Origin of the sequence: Corallococcus sp. RDP092CA, assembly GCF_041903675.1 — a bacterium.
Lineage (GTDB): Bacteria > Myxococcota > Myxococcia > Myxococcales > Myxococcaceae > Corallococcus.
Genome location: NZ_JAYESI010000006.1, coordinates 83,702 through 102,197, shown reverse-complemented (window position 1 = coordinate 102,197; position 18,496 = coordinate 83,702). Strand labels below are relative to the sequence as shown.

Sequence of the window (18,496 nt, the reverse complement as noted above, 5' to 3'; positions counted from 1 at the left end):
CTCGCCGGGCGTCCCTGAGCCTCCAAGTGAACGCCCTCGCCCAAGCCCCTTCGCCTTCGCTGCCGAGTGCCGGCGTCATCTGGACCCGCACGCTGGAAGCCATCCGTCAGGAGGGGCTCCACTACGCCCTCACCTGGCTGGAGCGGATGCGCCCCATGGAGGTGCGCGAGAACGCCCTGGTCCTGGGCGTGCCGGACCGCTTCTTCCGCGACTGGGTGGATGACCACTACCGCGCCATGCTGGAGAGCCACCTCTCCCGCCTGGAGCCGTCCCTCGGCCGCGTCGCCTACGAGGTCGTCGTCGGCCCGCCACCGACCGCGGACCTGCCGCCCACGCCCACCATCAAGGTGAACTCGACGCGGCCCGCGCGGCTCAACCCGCGCTTCACCTTCGACACCTACGTCGTCGCGGACAGCAACCAGCTCCCCGCCGCCGCCGCGCAGGCCGTGGCCCACCGGCCGGGCCACAACTACAACCCGCTCTACATCTACGGCGGCACGGGCCTGGGCAAGACGCACCTGCTCCAGGCCGTGGGCAATCACATCTGGGAGAAGGACCCCACCCAGCGCATCGTCTACCTCTCCAGCGAGCAGTTCACCAACGAGTACGTGGAGAGCGTGCGCGAGCACCGGATGACGGACTTCCGCCGGAAGTTCCGCGAGGAGTGCGACGTGCTCCTCATCGACGACATCCAGTTCCTGGGCAAGCGCGAGGAGACGCAGAAGGAGTTCTTCTACACCTTCGAGACGCTCTTCGGCCTCAACAAGGCCATCGTGCTCACCAGCGACATGGTGCCCGCGGAGGTGCCCGGCATGGAGGACCGCCTGCGCAGCCGCTTCGCCATGGGCCTCATGGCCGACATCCGCGAGCCCACCTACGAGACGCGCGTCGCCATCCTCCAGAAGAAGGCCGAACAGGAGGGCCTGAGCCTGCCGGACCCCGTGGCGCACTTCATCGCGAAGCACGTGCAGAAGAACGTGCGCGAGCTGGAAGGCGCGCTCGTGAAGCTGTCCGCGATGCACAGCCTCACCAGGCAGCCGGTGACGGAGGAGTTCGCGGCCCAGGTGCTGCGCGACATCCTGCCCGCGCAGCGCACCGTGGACGTGGAGGCCATCCAGCGCGAGGTGGCCCGCTTCTACAAGGTGACGGTGGAGGCGCTGAAGGAGGACCGGCGCCACAAGGCGCTCGCGCACGCGCGCCAGGTGGCCATGTACCTGAGCCGCAAGCTGACGAAGAGCTCCTTCCCGGAGATCGCCTCGCGCTTCAACAAGGACCACTCCACCGTCATCTCCGCCGTGCGCAAGGTGGAGGGCCTGCGGGAGACGGACGCGGCCGTGCACCGCGACCTGTCCGAGCTGGAGGCGAAGCTCGGCGGCATGTAGCCGCCTCAGTGCGCGGCCGGCTGTGACGGCGCCGACACCTCCTCCAGCGTCCTGCCGCTCTCCTCGTCGCTGAGCTCCGCCGAGACGTCTCCCAGGGAGAGGATGCCCACCAGCTGCTTGGCCCGGTTCAACACCACGATGCGGCGGAGCTGCGAGGCCCTCATCTTCTCGGCCGCCTGCGTGAGGTCGTCGTCGTCGTAGACGTACTCCACGCCCCGGGTCATCGCCTGGGCCACCTGGGTGCGCTCCGCGTCCAGGCCCCGCGCCACCGCGCGGATCACGATGTCCCGGTCCGTGACCATGCCCACCAGCTGGTCGCCGTCACACACGGGGATGGGCCCCACGTTCAGCTCGCGCATCTTCTCCGCGGCGACCCTCAGGGAATCCGATGGCCGGACGACCTCCACGTCCGGCGTCATCACGTCACCCACTCGTTGCGTTGCCATGGCTTCTCTCCTGATGGGGTTCCTCCCTCAGCGTGGGCACCGGCCCGTCCGCTGGCATGACCCGCCGCCGCGCGCGTCTGTCCAGCTCCCCGGGCGCCGGGCATGCAGCGCCCTCGCGGGCCCCCTGGGGCTCGCGCACCAGGAGGCCTGGCCGGCGGCGCGCTCCCCCGCACGGTGCGTCCGACCTGCCCTCCCCGGGTCGCGTGGCTCCGGCCTCGCCGCCGCGGTCAGGAGTGGAGCCGGTCGGACAGCCACGGCAGCAGGACGAACCACCACAGCAGCGGGCCCACCAGCCCCAGGACCAGGCCCGCGATGGCCTGGCCCCGGCGGCCGATGGGCGGCAGGGCCTTCGGGTCCACGCGCGTCAGCGCCACCACGCCGCAGATCACCGCGACGGGCGCGAGCAGGGGCATGAACAGCGCGCTGAACCCGAGCCGCGACGCCTGACGCGCCATGGGGTTGTTGAAGCGCTCGTTCCACAGCACCTTCAGCATCCCGGGCGGCACCGGCAGCCGGAAGAAGAGCTGGTTGCGCACGTCGCGGTGGATGCGCAGCGCGGTGAGCACGCCGGGGATGGCGCACAGGAAGAAGAGGAAGCGCCCGTCCGGCGCCAGGACGCCCGCCACCACCGCCGTCACCAGCGGCGTGGCCAGCAGGGCATGACGCGCCCAGCGCTGGCCCAGGAAGAAGGCCACGCCCACCGGCACGGGGAGCAGCAGCACCCCCGTGAACAGCGACTGCCTCGTCGCGCGCAGCCCCCACCGCGCCAGGGCGGCCGCCACCCCCACGCAGAGCAGCAGCGTCACGCCCCCCATCACCCAGGCCCACCCGTCGCGCCGGCCCTCGTAGCGCTGACGCAGCGCCTCCAGGTAGTTCACGTCCGGGCGCGCCGCGCAGGCCCGGCAGTACAGCCGCGCGCCCAGGCCCGCCACGGACGTGGCGCAGTCCGCGCAGATGAAGCTCCCGCAGCGGGAGCACGTGCCACCCGCGGGCAGGTCCGGGTGGACCGCGCACCGGCCCCGCGGGGGGAGGGGCTCCTCCAGGCTCATGGCCGCAGTGTCGCACGGCGAGCAACACCCGGCACCCGGACCTCTCCCGGGCGCCTTCCGGCTTACAGGCCCCGAGGCGCGTGCTAAGCGCGCGAGACACCGTCCTGAACCGTGGAGGAACCTTGTCCCGATTGAAGGCCCTCGCCGCCGCGGCCCTGTTCGTGGGGCTTCCGGCGCTCGCGCAGACCCCCGAGGCGAAGCCGCTGGAGCCCGGCCGCGAAAACCTGGCCATCCCGTATGAGAAGTACACGCTGCCCAACGGCCTGGAGGTCATCCTCTCCGTGGACCGCAAGCTGCCGGTGGTGGCCGTCAACGTCTGGTACCACGTGGGCGCCTACGACGAGCAGCCGGGCCGCACCGGCTTCGCGCACCTCTTCGAGCACATGATGTTCCAGGGCTCCAAGCACGTGCCGGACGACGTGCACATCGGCATGCTGGAGCAGGCCGGCGCCACGGACCTGAACGGCACCACCAGCTACGACCGCACCAACTACTACGAGACCGTGCCCAGCAACCTGCTGGAGACGGCGCTGTGGTTGGAGAGCGACCGCATGGGCTTCCTCCTGGACGCGCTCACGCAGAAGAAGCTCGACACGCAGAAGGAGGTCGTGAAGAACGAGCGCCGCCAGAGCGTGGAGACCGCCCCCTACGGCGAGGCGCAGGAGAAGGCGTGGCAGGCGCTGTTCCCGCCTCCGCACCCGTACTCCGGCAACGTGATTGGCTCCATGAAGGACCTGGACGCGGCCACGGTGGATGACGTGAAGGCGTTCTTCCGCAAGTGGTACGCGCCCTCCAACGCGACGCTCGCCATCGTGGGCGACTTCGACCCCGCGAAGGCCAAGGCGCTGGTGGAGAAGTACTTCGGCACGCTGCCCTCCGGCCCCAAGCCGCAGCGCCCGGACGTGAAGCCCGTGCGGGTGACGCGCGAGACGGTCATCCGCCACGACGAGAAGGTGGCCACGCTGCCCCTGCTCACCCTGTCGTGGCTCACCGCCCCGTACCTCAAGCCCGGGGACGCGACGGCGGACGTGCTCGCCAGCGCGCTGTCCACGGGCCGCGCGAGCCGCCTGTACCGCCGCCTGGTGCTGGACAAGCAGCTGGCGCAGAGCGTGACGGCCTCGCAGCAGAGCCAGGGCGCGCAGTCCGTCTTCTCCATCGAGGCGGTGGCCCGGCCCGGCGTCACCACGGACACGCTGAAGAAGGAGATCGACGCGGTGCTGGACGAGGTCCGCAAGAACGGCGTCACGCAGGAGGAGATCGCCCGCATGCGCACCCGCTATGACACGTACCAGCTGGCGGGCCTGCAGACCGTGGGCGGCCTCGGCAGCAAGTCCGACAAGCTCCAGAGCTACAACCAATACGTGGGCGAGCCCAGCTACATCGCGCAGGACCTGGCGCGCTACCAGGACATCACCCCCGACGCGGTGAAGCAGTTCGCCAACGACGTGCTGCGCCCCGACGCGCGCGTCGTCCTCCACGCGGTGCCGTCCGCCGGCCAGGCCGCGCCGTCTTCCGCCCCGGGCAAGGAGGCCCGTTAAGCCATGCACCGCCGAATCCTCACTGCCCTCCTCACGCTGTCCGTCGCCGGCTGCGCCACCACGAAGCCCGCGGAGGCGCCGCCTGAAGCGGCCCCGGCCACGCCGCCGCAAACCCAGACACCGGCGCAGGATCCGGAGGCGTTCCGCGACCGCCCGCCCACGCCCGGCAAGCCGCCAGAGCTGGTGCTGCCCACCTTCGAGCAGGCGAAGCTGGACAACGGCCTCACCGTCATCGTCAGCACGCGCAAGGAGCTGCCGCTGGTGCTCGCGGGCATCTCCTTCGCGGCGGGCGTGTCCCAGGAGCCCGCCGCGAAGCTGGGCGTCGCGGACCTGGCCTACCGCATGCTGCTGGAAGGCGCGGGCAAGCGCGACACGGTGGCGCTGGACAACGCCTTCGCGGACCTGGGCGTGTCGCCCATGATGACCGTGGATCCCGACGGCGCCTTCGTGGGCGCGCGCGTGCTCACCACCAACGTGGACGCGGCGATGGGCCTGCTGGCGGACGTCGTGCTGCGGCCCACCTTCGACGCCAAGGCCTTCGAGCGGCGCAAGAAGCAGCAGCTGGGTGAGCTGGTGCGCCGCATGGGCGACCCGAACTTCCTCGCGCAGCAGGCCTACTACCAGGCCGTGTTCGGCCCGAACCACCCCTACGGCCACACGTCCGGCGGCACGCCGAAGACGGTGGAGGCGCTCACGCTGGCGGACGCGAAGAACTTCTACGTGAAGAACACCGGCCCTCGCGCCGCGGCGCTCATCATGACCGGCGACGTGACGCTCCAGCAGGCGGTGGAGTGGGGGAAGAAGTACTTCGGCGGGTGGAAGGGCGGGGCCGTGGCGCCCAAGCCGCCGCCGGCGCCGCCCGCGCCACCGCGCCAGCAGGTGTACGTGGTGCCCAAGCCGGGCCTGGAGCAGACGGTGGTGCTGGTGGGCCGGCCCGGCCTCGCCGCGGGCCACCCGGACGAGTACCCGCTGGAGCTGGCGACCACGGTGTTCGGCGGCTTCTTCGGCAGCCGGCTCAACATGAACATCCGCGAGGACAAGGGCTACAGCTACGGCGCCAACGCGCACCTGGGCACGCGCCTGGGCGTGGGGCCGCTCACCGCGTACGCGGCCGTGCGGCGGGACGTGACGGGCCCGGCGCTCAACGAGTTCATCCAAGAACTGGCCGGCATCAAGTCCAACCCCATCACGGAGAAGGAGCTGGCCGCCGCGCGGGAGGGCCTCATCCGCGCGTTCCCGGGCGGCTTCGAGACGATGGAGGGCCTGGGCCTCAGCGCCTCGCAGCTCTTCACCCAGCACCGCCCCATGGACGAGTTCAAGCGCACCGTGGAGGGCCTTGAGAGCGCCAGCGCCGCGGAGGTGCAGCGCGTGGCCGAGTCCTACCTGGACCCGGCCCACATGCAGGTGGTGCTCGTGGGCGACCCGCTGGTCATCCAGGAGCAGGTGACGCCGCTCAACCTGGGCAAGCTCACGCTGGTGGAGACGCCGGCGTCGGGGTCCCCCGCGTCCAAGTAGCCGGGCGAGTCCCCTCGAAGCGCTGAAACCGGGGTCCCGACGGAGGTGCCGGGGCCCCGGCTTTCTTCATTCCCGGGTGGGCTCGTTCTCTTCCTCCTGGCGGGCCTCGGCCCTGAGGCGGCCGCGCACCTCGCGCTCCTCGTCGTCGATGTCGTCCATGACGCTCTGGGGGTTGTTGCGGGGGCCGCCGACGGGGCCGTCACTGTCGAGGGCGAACTTCTGCTCCTCGGTGGAGTGCTTGGCGTCGTCCGCGTACAGGGGCTTGGTGTCGTCCGCCTCCAGCCCCCCCTCCACGCGGTCCTTGGCGAAGCCGGGCTTGTGGGCGGTGTCGCTCTTCTTGCGGGTGGCCATGGGTTGCTCCTGAAGGGGTGGGACAGCTCACACCCGTTCAATGTCGGCAGCCGGGGGCGCATGCACCACGGTGGGGACCGTGGAGCGGGGGGTGGGTCGCCCGCCCCCTGACCTGGGGGCGCGGAAGCGGCTAGGATGGGGACTCCATGGTCGGACGCAGCGGGGACAGCCGGCGGCACGAGGGGACGACGTCCTCCGTGGGCGCGCGCGGCCGGCCCCTCCTGACCGAGACTCGCACTCGCACCGGCCTGACTCCTCGCGGAGCGCGGACCGCCTGACTTCCGAAGCGGACCTCCCACCGGTCCCCCTTCCGAACCCGGCCCCGCGCTCCCCCGAGTGCGGGGCTTTTTCGTTGCCCCACCGCCGTCAGTCGCCACCCCCGAGGACCCGCATGACGCCGCTTCCGATGAGCCCCCGCCGCCCCCGAGTCCCGCCGCTCCGGAAGGAGGCCGTGTCATGCGCGTGATGAAGTTCGGCGGCACCAGCGTGGGGGACGCGGCGCGGATGCGCGGCGTGGTGGCGCTGGTGGAGGCGGCGCGCGAGGCCGAGCGGGTGATGGTGGTGGCGTCCGCCGTGTCGGGCATCACCAACCTGCTGGTGGAGGCGGCGAGGGTGGCCGAGGAGGGCGGGGCCGTGCAGGAGGCCTGCGCCCGGTTCGATGCCACGCACTCCGCCATCGCGAAGGTGCTGAGCGCGGACCTGAGGCCCGCGCAGACGCGGCCGCTCGCGGAGGGCCTGGTGGCGCTGGGGGTCGAGCTGCGCGGGCTGCTCCAGGGCGTGGGGCTCCTGCGCGAGTGCTCGCCGTCGGTGCTGGCGCACCTGTCGGGGCTGGGGGAGCGGGCGTCGTGCCTGCTGCTCGCGGCGCTGCTGGAGGCGCGGGGGCTGGCGCCCGTGAGCGTGGACCCGAGGCAGGTGCTGGTGTGCTCGGGGGACCCGCTCCAGGCGACGCCCCGGGCGGAGGAGATCCGCGCGCGGTTCGCGCCGCTGCGCGAGGGCGGGCCGCGGCTGATGTTGATGCCGGGCTTCTTCGGCGGCGACGCGCGCGGCAAGACGCTGTCGCTGGGGCGGGGTGGGTCGGACTACTCGGCGGCGCTGGCGGCGGCGGCGCTGGACGCGCGGCTGCTGGAGATCTGGACGGACGTGGACGGCATCTTCAGCGCGGATCCGCGGCTGGTGCCGGAGGCGTTCGCGCTGGAGGAGGTGAGCTTCGAGGAGGCGATGGAGCTGGCCTACTTCGGCGCGAAGGTGCTGCATCCGAAGACGATTGCCCCCGCGCGCGAGCGGGGCATCCCGGTGCGGGTGTGCAACAGCTTCCGGCCGGAGCACCCGGGCACGCGGGTGACGGCCACGGCGGCGGCGTCGCGGCACCCGGTGCGGGGGTTGTCGTTCCTGCCGGACATCGCGCTCATCAACATCGCGGGCGCGGGGTTGAAGGGCGTGCCGGGCACGGCCGCGCGCGTCTTCGAGGCGATGGCGCTGGCCTCCATCTCCGTGGTGCTGATCACGCAGGGCTCCAGCGAGGCGTCCATCAGCTTCTGCGTGGGGGAGGCGGACGCCGCGCGGGCGGTGCTGGCGCTGGAGGACGCGTTCGAGGTGGAGCGCGAGGCGGGGAAGGTGGACCCCATCGAGCACCAGCCGGGGCTCGCGATCCTGAGCATCGTGGGAGACGGGATGCGGCACCGGGTGGGCGTGGCGGGGACGTTCTTCAGCGCGCTGGCGGACGTGGATTGCAGCATCGCGGCCATCGCGCAGGGCTCCAGCGAGCGGAGCATCTCCGCGGTGATCTCACGCGAGGACGGGCCGCGCGCGATGGCGCACGTGCACCGCAAGGCCTTCGGCACCACGGAGGTGGTGGAGCTGCTGGTGGCGGGCGTGGGCACGGTGGGGGGGGAGCTGCTGCGGCAGATCCACCAGCAGGCGCCGAAGCTGCGGGCGCACGGGCTGGACTTGCGCGTGTGCGCCATCGCCAACAGCAGACACAGCCTGGTGGCGCCGGAGGGCGTGGCGCTGGACGGCTGGAAGGCGAAGCTGGAGGCGAGCGGGTCCGGCTTCACGCTGGACACGTTCCGCGCGTGGGCGAAGGCGCGGCGGCCGGGCCGGCCCATCTTCGTGGACTGCACGAGCAGCGAGGACGTGGCGCTGGGCTACCCCGCGCTGATGGCGTCCGGGCTGCACGTGGTGACGGCGAACAAGAAGGCCAACGCGGGCCGGCAGGAGCACTGGAGGGCGCTGCGGGAGACGGCGGCGAGGCACCAGCGGAGGTTCCTCTACGAGACGAACGTGGGGGCGGGGCTGCCCATCATCGACACGCTGAAGAACCTGCTGCGCACGGGCGACACGGTGCACCGGGTGGAGGGCATCCTGTCGGGGTCGCTGTCGTTCATCCTGGGGCTGACGGAGGCGGGCGTGCCGCTGTCGAAGGCGGTGGGCACGGCGATGGAGAAGGGCTTCACGGAGCCCGACCCGCGCGACGACCTGGAGGGCACGGACGTGGCGCGCAAGGTGCTCATCCTCGCGCGCGAGCTGGGGCGCTCGCTGGAGCTGGAGGAGGTGGCGCTGGCGTCGCTGCTGCCGGAGGAGTTCGACGCGCGGGGCCCGCTGCCGGACTTCCTGGCGCGGCTGCCGCAGGCGGATGAGGTCTTCCAGCAGCGGGTGGACGCGCACCGCAAGGAAGGCAAGGTGCTGCGCTACGTGGGCAGCGTGGGGCCGGAGGGCGTGCGCGTGGGCCTGGTGCCGGTGCCGCTCGAGCACCCGCTGGCGGCGGTGAAGGGCGGCGAGAACGCGCTCAGCTTCCTGTCGGAGCGCTACAGCCCCACGCCGCTGGTGATTCGGGGCTACGGCGCGGGCGCGGCGGTGACGGCCGCGGGCGTGCTCGCGGATGTGCTGCGCCTGGTGGAGGGGCCGCTGCCCTGAGCGCCGGGGTCAGGCGCTCCCTTCATGAGGAAGCGCCTGACGTCCCAGGGACGCGGTGGGGAAGGGAGGTGGCTCCACCACCACCTCCATCGGCAGGTTCTCCTTCTCCGCGATCCACTTCACCCACAGCTTCGGACGCGCGGGCGTGTCGTGGGGCTTCGGCCGCTCCAGCCGGATGGACAGCCAGTTGCGGTCGCGCAGGTACAGCTCCTTGCCCACCGGCAACAGCTCCGTCTGGAGGAACCCCGGCAGGTCCTCACGCGAATCCTCCGACAGCGCCAGCATCCCCTTGAACGCGAGCCACCCCGGCGGTGGATGCACGATGGGCGACGACGTCGCCTGCTCGATGAACACCTCCCCCACCGTGCCGAGCGCGGGCACCAGGTGGTCCGGACTGCGGGAGCGCACGCGCGCCCTCGCGCCCACGTGCACGTCCCCCGACAACACCGTCACCGCGCAGGAGGACCTCTTCGCCAGCGAGAACAGGTTCATCAACAACCGCGTGCGCTCACCCCGGTGCACCGCCGACTCCCACTGGTCCAGCAGGTCGTCGCGCAGGCCCATGCTCCCCCCGCTCATCCGCTCCATCGCCGGACCGAAGCGCAGGTGCACCAACGGCACGGATGACACCACCAACACGTGCCGGGCCTTCTTGCCGTTCTCCGGCCGCTGGCGGTGCTCCTCGCGCCACGCGTCGAACGCGTCCCACTGCGACCGGCTCATCACCGTGAACTCGGTCTGGGGGTGCGCGTCCTCGGTCTCCAGCACCCGGCTGGTCCGGCCGCTCCGCAAGTCCAGCAACACCACGTCCAGGTCGCAGTCCGCCGTGGAGAAGCAGCACGTCTGGAAGTAGTGCTGTACGGGCTCCACCACGCCCCGGTCGTCCGGCTCGCGCGCCTGCGCCGGCTGCTCCAGCCCGCCCCGCTGGAAGGCCTCGAACGCCCGCGCCGCCGCGCTGTAGAGGGCCCGGTACCAGGGCGCCTGCTGGAGCTCCTCGTGCGAACCCCACCCGTCGAAGATGTCGTGGTCGTCCCACATGAACAGGCCCGGCACCCGCCGCAGCACCGGCGCGATGCCCTGGCTCCCGCCCCACCGCTCCCGGTAGAGCCAGACGTACTCCGCGAACAGCCGCTCCCCCAGCCCCTCCGGGACCGCCAGCCTCAGCCGCTCCGACCGGGGCAGCTTCATGAACGCGTTCAACACGTCCAGCGTGTTGTGCAACGAGTCCGCGTAGAGCTGGTCCCCGCCGCCAATGAGCAGCTGGAAGCCCGGCGTCTTCGCCGGGTCCACCGGGTCCCGCTGGTGCTGTTGCAGCATCCGCTCCCACAGCGCGAAGGGCTGCGCCAGGTTGCTCCAATCACTCGCGCGGCTGGCGCCGTTGCAGGAGAAGAACGCGATGTTCGGCGACACGCCCCGCGCCGGGACGACGACGTCGGACACCACCAGCGGCTCCGGCGGGACGACCTTTGAGGACCACGGCCGCTCATCGCGCGGCGGCGGGCGCTCGAAGGTCACCGGCGCGCCGGGCTGCGCTGGCGATTCGAAGTGATAGGACAGCCGCTGCGCCACGTCCGTGCGCGGCAGGACGACCTCCCAGCGCCACACCACGCCCCGGGTGTCCCTGGGCAGCGCGGTGAGGTCCGCGGCGGGCTTCACCTCGTCGAAGGCGGCGACCTGTCTGCCTTTCGCGTCCCGGAAGCACAGCCTCAACGCCGGGGGCTCCTTCGCCGACGCGCTGTCCAGGAACACGTTGACGAAGAAGCTCCACACGTCGTGGGACTTCGGGTCGGGCGTGGCCTGAGCCCGGGCGTACAGAATGGGTCCCAGCAAGAGCTTCATGGGCAAAGCCTTGCATGCGGGAGGCTATTTCGAAACCTTGCGCAGGAAGTCCAGCAGCGCCGCGTGCCACTTCTCCGGCGCCTCGAAGTGGGGGATGTGGCCCACGCCTGGAATCTCCACCAGCGTGGCGCCCGGGATGGCCGCGGCGGTCCTCTTCCCCAGCGCCGGGTACTGCCCCAGCTTCGGCAGGAGCGCGGGCGGCACGCTGCCCTTGCCCACCACCGTGCGGTCCTCCTGACCCATGACCAGCAGCGTGGGCACCTTCACCCGCGGGAACTCGTGCACCACCGGCTGCTCGTAGATCATCGTCTGCGTGGCGGCGGACACCCAGGCCAGGCGCGGGTACTCGCCGCTGAGCGTCTGGCGGTAGAGGACCTGGACGTATTCGTCGTACTCGGGCTTCCACTTCACGTAGTAGCCGCGCTGGTACTTGCGCAGCCCCTCCTCCGTCGCCCTCAGGTTCTCCTGGTAGAGGTCCTCGGTGGATTTCCAGGGGACGGACTCGCGGTAGTCCTCCAGGCCGATGGGGTTCTCCAGCACCAGCTGCGTCGTCACCTCCGGGTACATCAGCGCGAAGCGCGTCGCGAGCATGCCGCCCATGCTGTGGCCCACCACCGCGGCCTGCTTCACGCCCAGCTCCTCCAGCACCTGCCTCGTCAGCGACGCCAGCGTGTGGAAGCTGTACGCGATGGCCGGCTTGGACGACTTGCCGAAGCCGAGCTGATCCGGCACCACGACGCGGTAGCCCGCGCCGGTGAGGACGCGAATCGTGTCCTTCCAGTACGCGCCGAAGAAGTTCTTGCCGTGCAGCAGCACCACGGTGCGCCCGTTGGCGTTGCCCGGGGGCTTCACGTCCATGTACGCCATGCGCAGGTCCTGGCCCTCCAGCCTGACGGACAGGAACTGCACGGGCGCGGGGTAGGGGTAGCCCTCCAGGCCCAGGCCCAGCGCCTCCGGGGCGCGCTTGAGCTCCTGGGCGTTGGCGGCGGGCGCGGAGAGCAGCAGGGCGGACAGGAGCAGGGCGGGGACGCGGACGGACGACATCGGGGCTCCTTCGGGGACGGGACGCGAGGGAACGGCAGTCTGGCCGCGACATTCCCCCCGCGTCCCGGCTTTTAGTAGGCCCCGCCCTCCCGAAGGTTGATTCCGTACTCCAGGGAGCCCTTGAGGCAGAGCAGCATGTGCCTCCAGCCGCCCGCGTTGCCGTAGGACGCCTGGAGGCCCTTCTCGTCCGGCTTCCATCCGGACTCGCTGATCTTCACCATCGTGTTGCTTGCGTCCAACGGCACGAAGCGCATCTCCACGCGCGTGTTGTCGCCGTCGTCCGCGGGCCACTCGAAAAGGTGCTGGAGAAGGCGGAGCTGGTGCTGTCGCGCAAGGAGGGGCGGACGCGGTGGAACCCCCTCAACGCCGCGCCCATCCAGCACATCCACTCGCGGTGGATCAGCTCCTACGCCACGAACGCGGTGAGGCTGCTGACGAGGCTGAAGCGGGACCTGGAGGGGGACTGACCGCGCGTCAGTGCGCGCTGTCGGAGAACGGCCGCACCTCGGCCTGGGCCAGGGGCTCGTTCTCGAAGCGGGCGGGCTTGAGCAGGCGCGCGGTCAGCACCAGCGCGAGGAAGATGGCCGCGGAGCCGATGGTGACGAAGCGCAGGTGGAAGCGGTCCGCCAGCGCGCCCTGGAACCAGACGCCCAGCGAATAGCCCGCGCCCAGCACCATGCTGTAGAGGCTGCTCATGCGGGCCTGGAGCTCGCGCGGCACGCGGTTCTGGCAGGCCGCGCTCAGGCTGCTCATCAGGAGGAGGTAGTTGGCGCCGAGGAAGAAGATGCACACCGCCGCCACCTGGAGCGTGGGCGCCAGCCAGTACACGCCCGCCAGCACCGCGATGGTCGTGGCCGCGTAGCCGCGCAGCTTGCGCTGCCCGAAGAGCTCCGCGAGCGTGCCCACGCACAGCGCCGCCGTCACCGCGCCCGCGCCCTGGCACGTCACCAGCAGCGACGTGGCCGCCGCGCCCTGGCCCAGCTCGCGGATGGCGAACACCGGCACCAGGCCGATGAAGGGCGCCACCAGCGCGGCCACGAAGAAGGTGCCCACCAGCACCAGGGAGATGTCCTCGTCGTCGCGCGCCACGGTGATGCCGCGGCGGATGCCGTCCCAGAGCGGCTCGCGCTTCGCGGACGGGTCCCGCGCGGGCGGCACCACGCGCCACAGCGCGACGAGCACCGCGAAGAAGGACAGCGTGTTGGCGAGCAGCGCCCACGCGGGCCCGCCCGCCTGCAACACCACCGCGGCCAGCGTGGGGCCCAGGATGCGGCCCAGGTTGAACTGCGCGGAGTTGAGGCTGGTGGACAGGTGCAGCTCCCGCGGCGGCACCAGCTCCGCCAGCAGCGCGGAGAAGGCCGGAGCGGTGAGCGTGCTCACGCACCCGTTGAGGAACGAGATGACGCCGATGACGGGCACCGACAGCTGCCCTCGGAACGCCAGCACCGTCAGCACGGCCGCGAGCACCGCCTGGAGCAGGCTGCCCAGCCCCGCGTAGGCGCGCCGGTCGAAGCGGTCCGCCAGCGCGCCGCCCACCGGCGCCAGCACCACCGCGGGCAGGAACGCCAGCGCGACGATGCCGCCCGTCCACTCCGCCTTGCCGGTGGTCTGCGTGACGTAGACGCCCATCGCCACCGTCTCCATCCAGGTGCCGATGTTGGAGATGAGCGCGCCCAGCCACACGGAGAAGTAGCCGGGGTATTCGAACGGGCGCAGCGAAGTCAGTCGTGGAAGTCGGTGGGCGGGCACGGCGGAGTTCTGTCTTAACGCACGCCCCCCGCGCGCGCGTTGCACGGCGCGGCACCCTTGGTGGCGCAATGAAGCGCACGGCAGCCCAGGCAGCAGCCCGGCTTCACCGAAGCGCGCATTCCCTGACGGTGACGCGCGATGCGTGACCTGCAAGACACCCACGGAGGTGCTCGTTCCGTGGGTGCGGGTGCGGCGCTGTCGTGAAGGGGCGGCGCTACGGCGCGGTGTTGGTGGCCGTGGCGGGCGACTTGCGCGGAGTGACGCGGCCGTCGTCGGCGATGCGGGCGCCCGTGTCGGGGAAGTCCTCGGTGGTGAGCTTGCGCACCAGCGAGACGACGCTCGCGGCGGGGTCCGGCTGGGTGATGCCCTCGCCCACCTGCTTCGTGGGGAGGATGCGGCCGTTGGAGAAGCGGCCCTGGGCGTCCAGCTCGACCTCCAGGATCATGCCCAGGCCCTGCGGCCCCTTGAGGTTGAAGCGGCCGTAGGTGGCGAAGTTGCCCATGGAGTAGGCGATGAGGCGGCCCTGGTAGAACTCCATGGCGCGCGCGACGTGCGGGCCGTGGCCGAGCACCAGGTGCGCGCCCGCGTCCACCACCGCGTGGGTGAAGGCGCGCAGGTCGCCGCGGTCCTCGCCGAAGAACAGCTCCCTGCCGGGTGGGACGTGCAGGGCCTTGCCGCCCTCGGCGCCGCCGTGGAACGACACGATGACGATGTCGTGCGTGGCGGCGGTCTGCTTCACCAGCGCGGTGGCGGTGGGCAGGTTGTTGAGGTGGTTGCAGCCCGCGGACGTGTGGAAGGCGACGAGGCCGATCTTCAAGCCGTTGCGCTCCACGGTGGCCACGCTGCCCGGCGGGCCGCTCCAGGCGATGCCCAGCGCGTCCAGGGTGGCCTCGGTGGCGCGGCGGCACTCCTCGCCGAAGTCGCCGGAGTGGTTGTTCGCGGTGGAGACCACGTCCACGCCGGCCTGCTTCAGGTACTCGCCGAAGGACGTGGGGGAGCGGAACGCGTAGCAGTTCGCGGGCGAGCGGCACTTGGTGGTGCGGCCGGTGTCGCAGAGCGGCCCTTCCAGGTTCACGAAGGTGAGGTCCGCGTCCTCCAGCAGCGGGCGCACGGCCGCGATGACGCTGCCGCCGCCCTCGGGGGGCAGGTAGCCCTCCGGCACGGTGGTGCCGAGCATCAGGTCACCGGCGGCGCGGATGCGCAGCTTCGCGCCCGGCGGTGGGGGAGGGCGGGGCGCGCTGTCCACGGGCTGCGCGAGCCTCGCCTGGAGCGCGACCTGGTTGCGGGCCTGCGCGAGCGCGCCCTCCAGGTCCGGCTGGTTGGGATTGAGCGCGCGCACCTGCGTCCACTGCGCGAGCGAGTCCGCCCAGCGGCCTTCCACGGAGTAGGCCCAGCCCAGCTCCCAGCGGCAGTCGGTGCGGGACGGCGCGGCCTGCACGCACGCGGCCAGCTCCGCGATGGCGGTGCGCGAGTCCCTGGACTTGAGGGCCTCCACGCCCCGGGCGTAGTGCTCGTCCGGCTGACCCACGGCGATCGCCGGAGCGGTGCCGGGCTTGCCGTGCATCGCGATGGCGGCGGCGCGCAGGGCTCCGATGCTGGCCTCCACGGCGATGCGGCCGGCCTCGGAGAGGGCTGCCGTCTGGCTTTGCGCCGGAGCGGGCGCGGCGCCCGTGGCGGGCACCGTATTCGTCGCGGGCGATGCGGCACCCGTGGCAGGCGCCGCGTCCGTCGCGGGCGATGCGGCCTGGGCCAGCCCCGCGGGCATCCGCATCGAGACAACCGCAGCGGAGTCGCTGGAGGGCGTGCCATCCACGAAGGTCACACCGGCGGACGCACCCTGGGACGCGAAGCTCGCGGGCTTCACGACGCCCGTGGTGCTCGCGAGCGCGGAACGGTCCCGCGTGGCGGCCGTCACGGACGCGAGCCCCGCCGCTTCCAATTGCCGCGTCACCTGCGAGCTGCCCATGGCCCCCCGCACCGACGCGAGCCCCGCCGCTTCGAGCCGCCCGGCGCTCGCGTCCCGGATGACGGAGCGCACGGAGGCCAGCCCCGCTTCGGTGAGGCGCGCGGCGCTGGAGGACTCGGCTGTGGAGAAGTTGGGGACGGACGCGGCGGGCGCGGCGAGCGCCAGCATCAGCAGGACGGACGGGGGGGCCATGGCCCGCGCATCTTACGGGATGAAGCGGGGGCAGGGGCGCTCCCCACGGGCCCGGCTCGACAGCAGCCGGGCAGGCAACACCCCCACCTCCCTCGAAGGCCCCCGCTACCCGAGCGCGTCGAGCAGCACCGAGCCCCGGCGCTGACGCGGCAGCAGCCGGAGGTGCCTCAGCTCCCGGCGCTTCACCCGCCGCTCCAGCGCGCTGTGCAGCGACAGCCGCCCCGGCCCGCGCATCAGCGTCCCGAGCGCGATGGCGATGAGCGCCACGTTGAACTCATAGCCCCCCTTGGTGACGTCGAAGCCGTTCTTCCCATGCACCTTCGCGATGGCCACCGCCTGCGTGACGATGACCCCCAGCGCCGTGAGGCGCGTCGCGATGCCCAGGATGGAGCTCACCCCGGCCGCCAGCTCCGTGATGCCCGTGGCCAGCACCCACGGGCGGCCCGGCTTGATGCCCATCTGCTCGAACATGCCCGCGTGCTGCTCGGTGCCCTCCTTCTTCAGCTTCGCCATGCCGTGCTTGATCATCGTCGCGCCCAGCGACAGGCGCGGGGGCAGCAGCGCGGCCGACTTCAGCAGCGACGGTTGTTCGCTCAGCAGCGTCACGTTCATGGGGCTCTCCTCGTCGGGACGCGGACGTCCGGTGGATGAAGTGCCCCTTACGTTGTGATGCGCCCGCCGCTCCGGCCCCGACGCTCGCAGGGCCCCACGCTCGGCGGGCGACCGCTCAACCCCCGCTCCGCTCCGCCAGCGGCACGTCCATCAGCGCCGCCACCTCCGCGCTGTACCCGCCAGGCCCCGCGCCGTGCACGATGAGCGGCGGGCGCACCACCAGGCCCCGGTCCTGGTCGCGCAGCGCCTGCACCAGGAAGCGCGTGGCGGGCGCGTCCACCCGCGCATGCACGGCGCGCAGCACCCGGGGGAACAACCGCGCGCCCGCGAGCACGCCCAGCACCTCCGCCAGCCGCGCCGCCGGATACACCAGGCTCACGCCGCCTCCGGGCCGCAGGGCATGCCGCGCCGCCGCGACCACGGACGGCGCGTCACACGCCACCTCCGACTTGGACACGGCCCGCTCCGCGTCCGGGCTCACCACGCCCGCCTCGGCCCGGCGGAACGGCGGGTTGGACACCACCTGCCCGTAGGCCCCGGACGTGAACAGCGTCCGCGCCCGCCGCAGGTCGCCCAGCACCGGCCGCACCCGGCCCTCGCACCCGTTGAGCGCCACCGCGCGCGTCAGCCGCTCGTGCACCGCGGGCTGGAGCTCCAGCGCGTCCACCGGCCCCGCGACGCCGAACTGCTTCACCAGCAGCAGCGACACCACGCCGCTGCCCGCGCCCAGCTCCAGCACCGGCCCGGGCAGGTCGCCGCCCTCCGTGGCCGCGAAGTGCGCCAGCAGCACCGCGTCCAACGTGAAGCGGTAGCCCGCGCGGCGCTGGAACACGCGCACGTCCGCGGTCCCAATGGAGTCCAGCGTCTCGCCGTCCTCCGGCATCCCGAGGGAAGCGGCCACGTTCAGCGCGCGCCGTGCATCCGCTCGGCGACGTCCAGCACGCGCGCCTCGCAGGACACGCCGTCCAGGTGGCTCGCCTCCACCAGGCCCGTGGGGCTGGTGACGTTCACCTCGGTGAGGTAGTCGCCCAGCACGTCGATGCCCACCAGCGTCAGCCCCTTCTCCTGGAGCGACGGCTTGAGGCGCTGGCAGATGAGCAGGTCGCGCTCGGTGATCTCCGCCTTCATCGGCGTGCCGCCCGCGGCCATGTTGCCCCGGTGGTCCGCGTCCGACGGCACGCGCAGCACCGCGCCCACCGGGTCTCCATCCACCAGGATGATGCGCTTGTCGCCCAGGCGGCTCTCCGGCACGTAGGCCTGCGCGAGGATGGGCTCCTTCCCGCCCTGCGTGAGCAGCTCCACCATGGAGCGCGCGTTGCGGTCCCCGGGCGCGAGGAACAGGATGCCCTTGCCCCCGAACCCGTCGATGGGCTTGAGGATGGTGCCCTGCGGGTTCTTCGCCGCGAACTCCAGCACCACGGACAGCTCGCGCGTCACGCGCGTCTCCGGCATCAGGTCCGGGAAGTTCAGCGTGAAGAGCTTCTCGTTCGCGTCGCGGATGCCGGACGGGTCGTTGATGAAGACGGGCGCGCGGTCCGGACACAGCTCCACCAGCTGCGTGGCGTGCAGATAGTCCGCGTCCACCGGCGGGTCCTTGCGGAGGAAGAGCACGTCCAGCTTCGACAGGGGCCGCACGTCCTCGGACAGCACGTCGAAGTGGCGGCCCGGCTCGCGCCGCACCCGGACCCGGCGCATGCGCGCCTCCGAGCACCGACCGTTGAAGCGCAGCCACCCCTGCTCGAAGTAGTAGACGTCGTGCCCCCGCCGCTGCGCCTCCAGCATCAGCGAGAACGTCGAGTCGTGGTCCACCCGCACGCTCTCGAGCGGGTCCATCAGGAAGCCAAGGGAGAGAGCCATGAGGGGGCGAAGATAGCGGACGCCCTCCGCCCACGCCGCTCCT

At 72.1% G+C, this 18,496-nt stretch carries 16 protein-coding genes; 5 read left to right on the top strand and 11 right to left on the bottom strand.

The features are described 5' to 3' along the window. Positions 1-26 precede the first annotated feature (26 nt). A complete protein-coding gene (gene dnaA, locus U8525_RS09310) occupies positions 27-1,382 on the top strand; it encodes a chromosomal replication initiator protein DnaA (protein ID WP_374263878.1) in 1,356 nt (451 codons plus the stop codon). A gap of 5 nt (positions 1,383-1,387) precedes the next feature. Here the strand turns inward: dnaA and U8525_RS09305 are convergent, their stop codons facing one another. Both U8525_RS09305 and U8525_RS09300 read right to left on the bottom strand, forming a co-directional pair. After that, a complete protein-coding gene (locus U8525_RS09305) occupies positions 1,388-1,828 on the bottom strand; it encodes a CBS domain-containing protein (protein ID WP_374263875.1) in 441 nt (146 codons plus the stop codon). Positions 1,829-2,055: 227 nt separating this feature from the next. Beyond that, positions 2,056-2,877 carry a hypothetical protein gene (locus U8525_RS09300; protein WP_374263873.1) on the bottom strand — a complete coding sequence of 274 codons (822 nt, stop codon included), beginning with the start codon at positions 2,875-2,877 and terminating at the stop codon, positions 2,056-2,058. A 131-nt stretch (positions 2,878-3,008) separates the two neighbouring features. Here U8525_RS09300 and U8525_RS09295 point away from each other — a divergent pair, with 131 nt between their 5' ends. Both U8525_RS09295 and U8525_RS09290 read left to right on the top strand, forming a co-directional pair. Further along, entirely contained in the window at positions 3,009-4,415 is a 1,407-nt protein-coding gene (locus U8525_RS09295; protein WP_374264220.1) for a M16 family metallopeptidase, read from the top strand. A gap of 3 nt (positions 4,416-4,418) precedes the next feature. Further along, positions 4,419-5,930, top strand: coding sequence for a M16 family metallopeptidase (locus U8525_RS09290; protein WP_374263871.1), 1,512 nt, complete (start codon positions 4,419-4,421; stop codon positions 5,928-5,930). Positions 5,931-5,996: 66 nt separating this feature from the next. Here U8525_RS09290 and U8525_RS09285 read toward each other — a convergent pair whose 3' ends face one another. Further along, complete coding sequence (locus U8525_RS09285) at positions 5,997-6,281, bottom strand: hypothetical protein (protein WP_374263869.1); 285 nt, start codon at positions 6,279-6,281, stop codon at positions 5,997-5,999. Positions 6,282-6,737: 456 nt separating this feature from the next. Here U8525_RS09285 and thrA point away from each other — a divergent pair, with 456 nt between their 5' ends. Beyond that, positions 6,738-9,194, top strand: coding sequence for a bifunctional aspartate kinase/homoserine dehydrogenase I (gene thrA, locus U8525_RS09280; protein WP_374263867.1), 2,457 nt, complete (start codon positions 6,738-6,740; stop codon positions 9,192-9,194). A 9-nt stretch (positions 9,195-9,203) separates the two neighbouring features. Here the strand turns inward: thrA and U8525_RS09275 are convergent, their stop codons facing one another. The 3 genes from U8525_RS09275 to U8525_RS09265 all read right to left on the bottom strand — a co-directional run bounded on the left by U8525_RS09275 (position 9,204) and on the right by U8525_RS09265 (position 12,322). Then, a complete protein-coding gene (locus U8525_RS09275) occupies positions 9,204-11,033 on the bottom strand; it encodes an alkaline phosphatase D family protein (protein ID WP_374263865.1) in 1,830 nt (609 codons plus the stop codon). A 24-nt stretch (positions 11,034-11,057) separates the two neighbouring features. Beyond that, a complete protein-coding gene (locus U8525_RS09270) occupies positions 11,058-12,077 on the bottom strand; it encodes an alpha/beta fold hydrolase (protein ID WP_374263863.1) in 1,020 nt (339 codons plus the stop codon). Between the two features lie 71 nt (positions 12,078-12,148). Continuing rightward, complete coding sequence (locus U8525_RS09265; RefSeq protein WP_374263861.1) at positions 12,149-12,322, bottom strand: hypothetical protein; 174 nt, start codon at positions 12,320-12,322, stop codon at positions 12,149-12,151. A gap of 54 nt (positions 12,323-12,376) precedes the next feature. Between U8525_RS09265 and U8525_RS09260 the strand changes: the two genes are divergently transcribed. Further along, a complete protein-coding gene (locus U8525_RS09260) occupies positions 12,377-12,544 on the top strand; it encodes a hypothetical protein (RefSeq protein ID WP_374263859.1) in 168 nt (55 codons plus the stop codon). 7 nt (positions 12,545-12,551) lie between these two features. On the opposite strand, the gene U8525_RS09255 is transcribed toward U8525_RS09260, so the two are convergent. The 5 genes from U8525_RS09255 to gshB form a co-directional block, all read right to left on the bottom strand. After that, positions 12,552-13,826: an MFS transporter gene (locus U8525_RS09255; protein WP_374263857.1), complete on the bottom strand. Its 1,275-nt coding sequence runs from the start codon at positions 13,824-13,826 to the stop codon at positions 12,552-12,554. A gap of 214 nt (positions 13,827-14,040) precedes the next feature. Continuing rightward, positions 14,041-15,984, bottom strand: a complete 1,944-nt coding sequence (locus tag U8525_RS09250; RefSeq protein WP_374263855.1) for a CapA family protein — start codon at positions 15,982-15,984, stop codon at positions 14,041-14,043. Between the two features lie 105 nt (positions 15,985-16,089). Next, positions 16,090-16,596, bottom strand: coding sequence for a DoxX family protein (locus U8525_RS09245; protein ID WP_374263853.1), 507 nt, complete (start codon positions 16,594-16,596; stop codon positions 16,090-16,092). A 115-nt stretch (positions 16,597-16,711) separates the two neighbouring features. Next, positions 16,712-17,479, bottom strand: a complete 768-nt coding sequence (locus tag U8525_RS09240) for a tRNA1(Val) (adenine(37)-N6)-methyltransferase (RefSeq protein ID WP_374264218.1) — start codon at positions 17,477-17,479, stop codon at positions 16,712-16,714. A gap of 20 nt (positions 17,480-17,499) precedes the next feature. Continuing rightward, entirely contained in the window at positions 17,500-18,453 is a 954-nt protein-coding gene (gene gshB / locus U8525_RS09235; protein WP_374263851.1) for a glutathione synthase, read from the bottom strand. Positions 18,454-18,496: the final 43 nt, after the last annotated feature.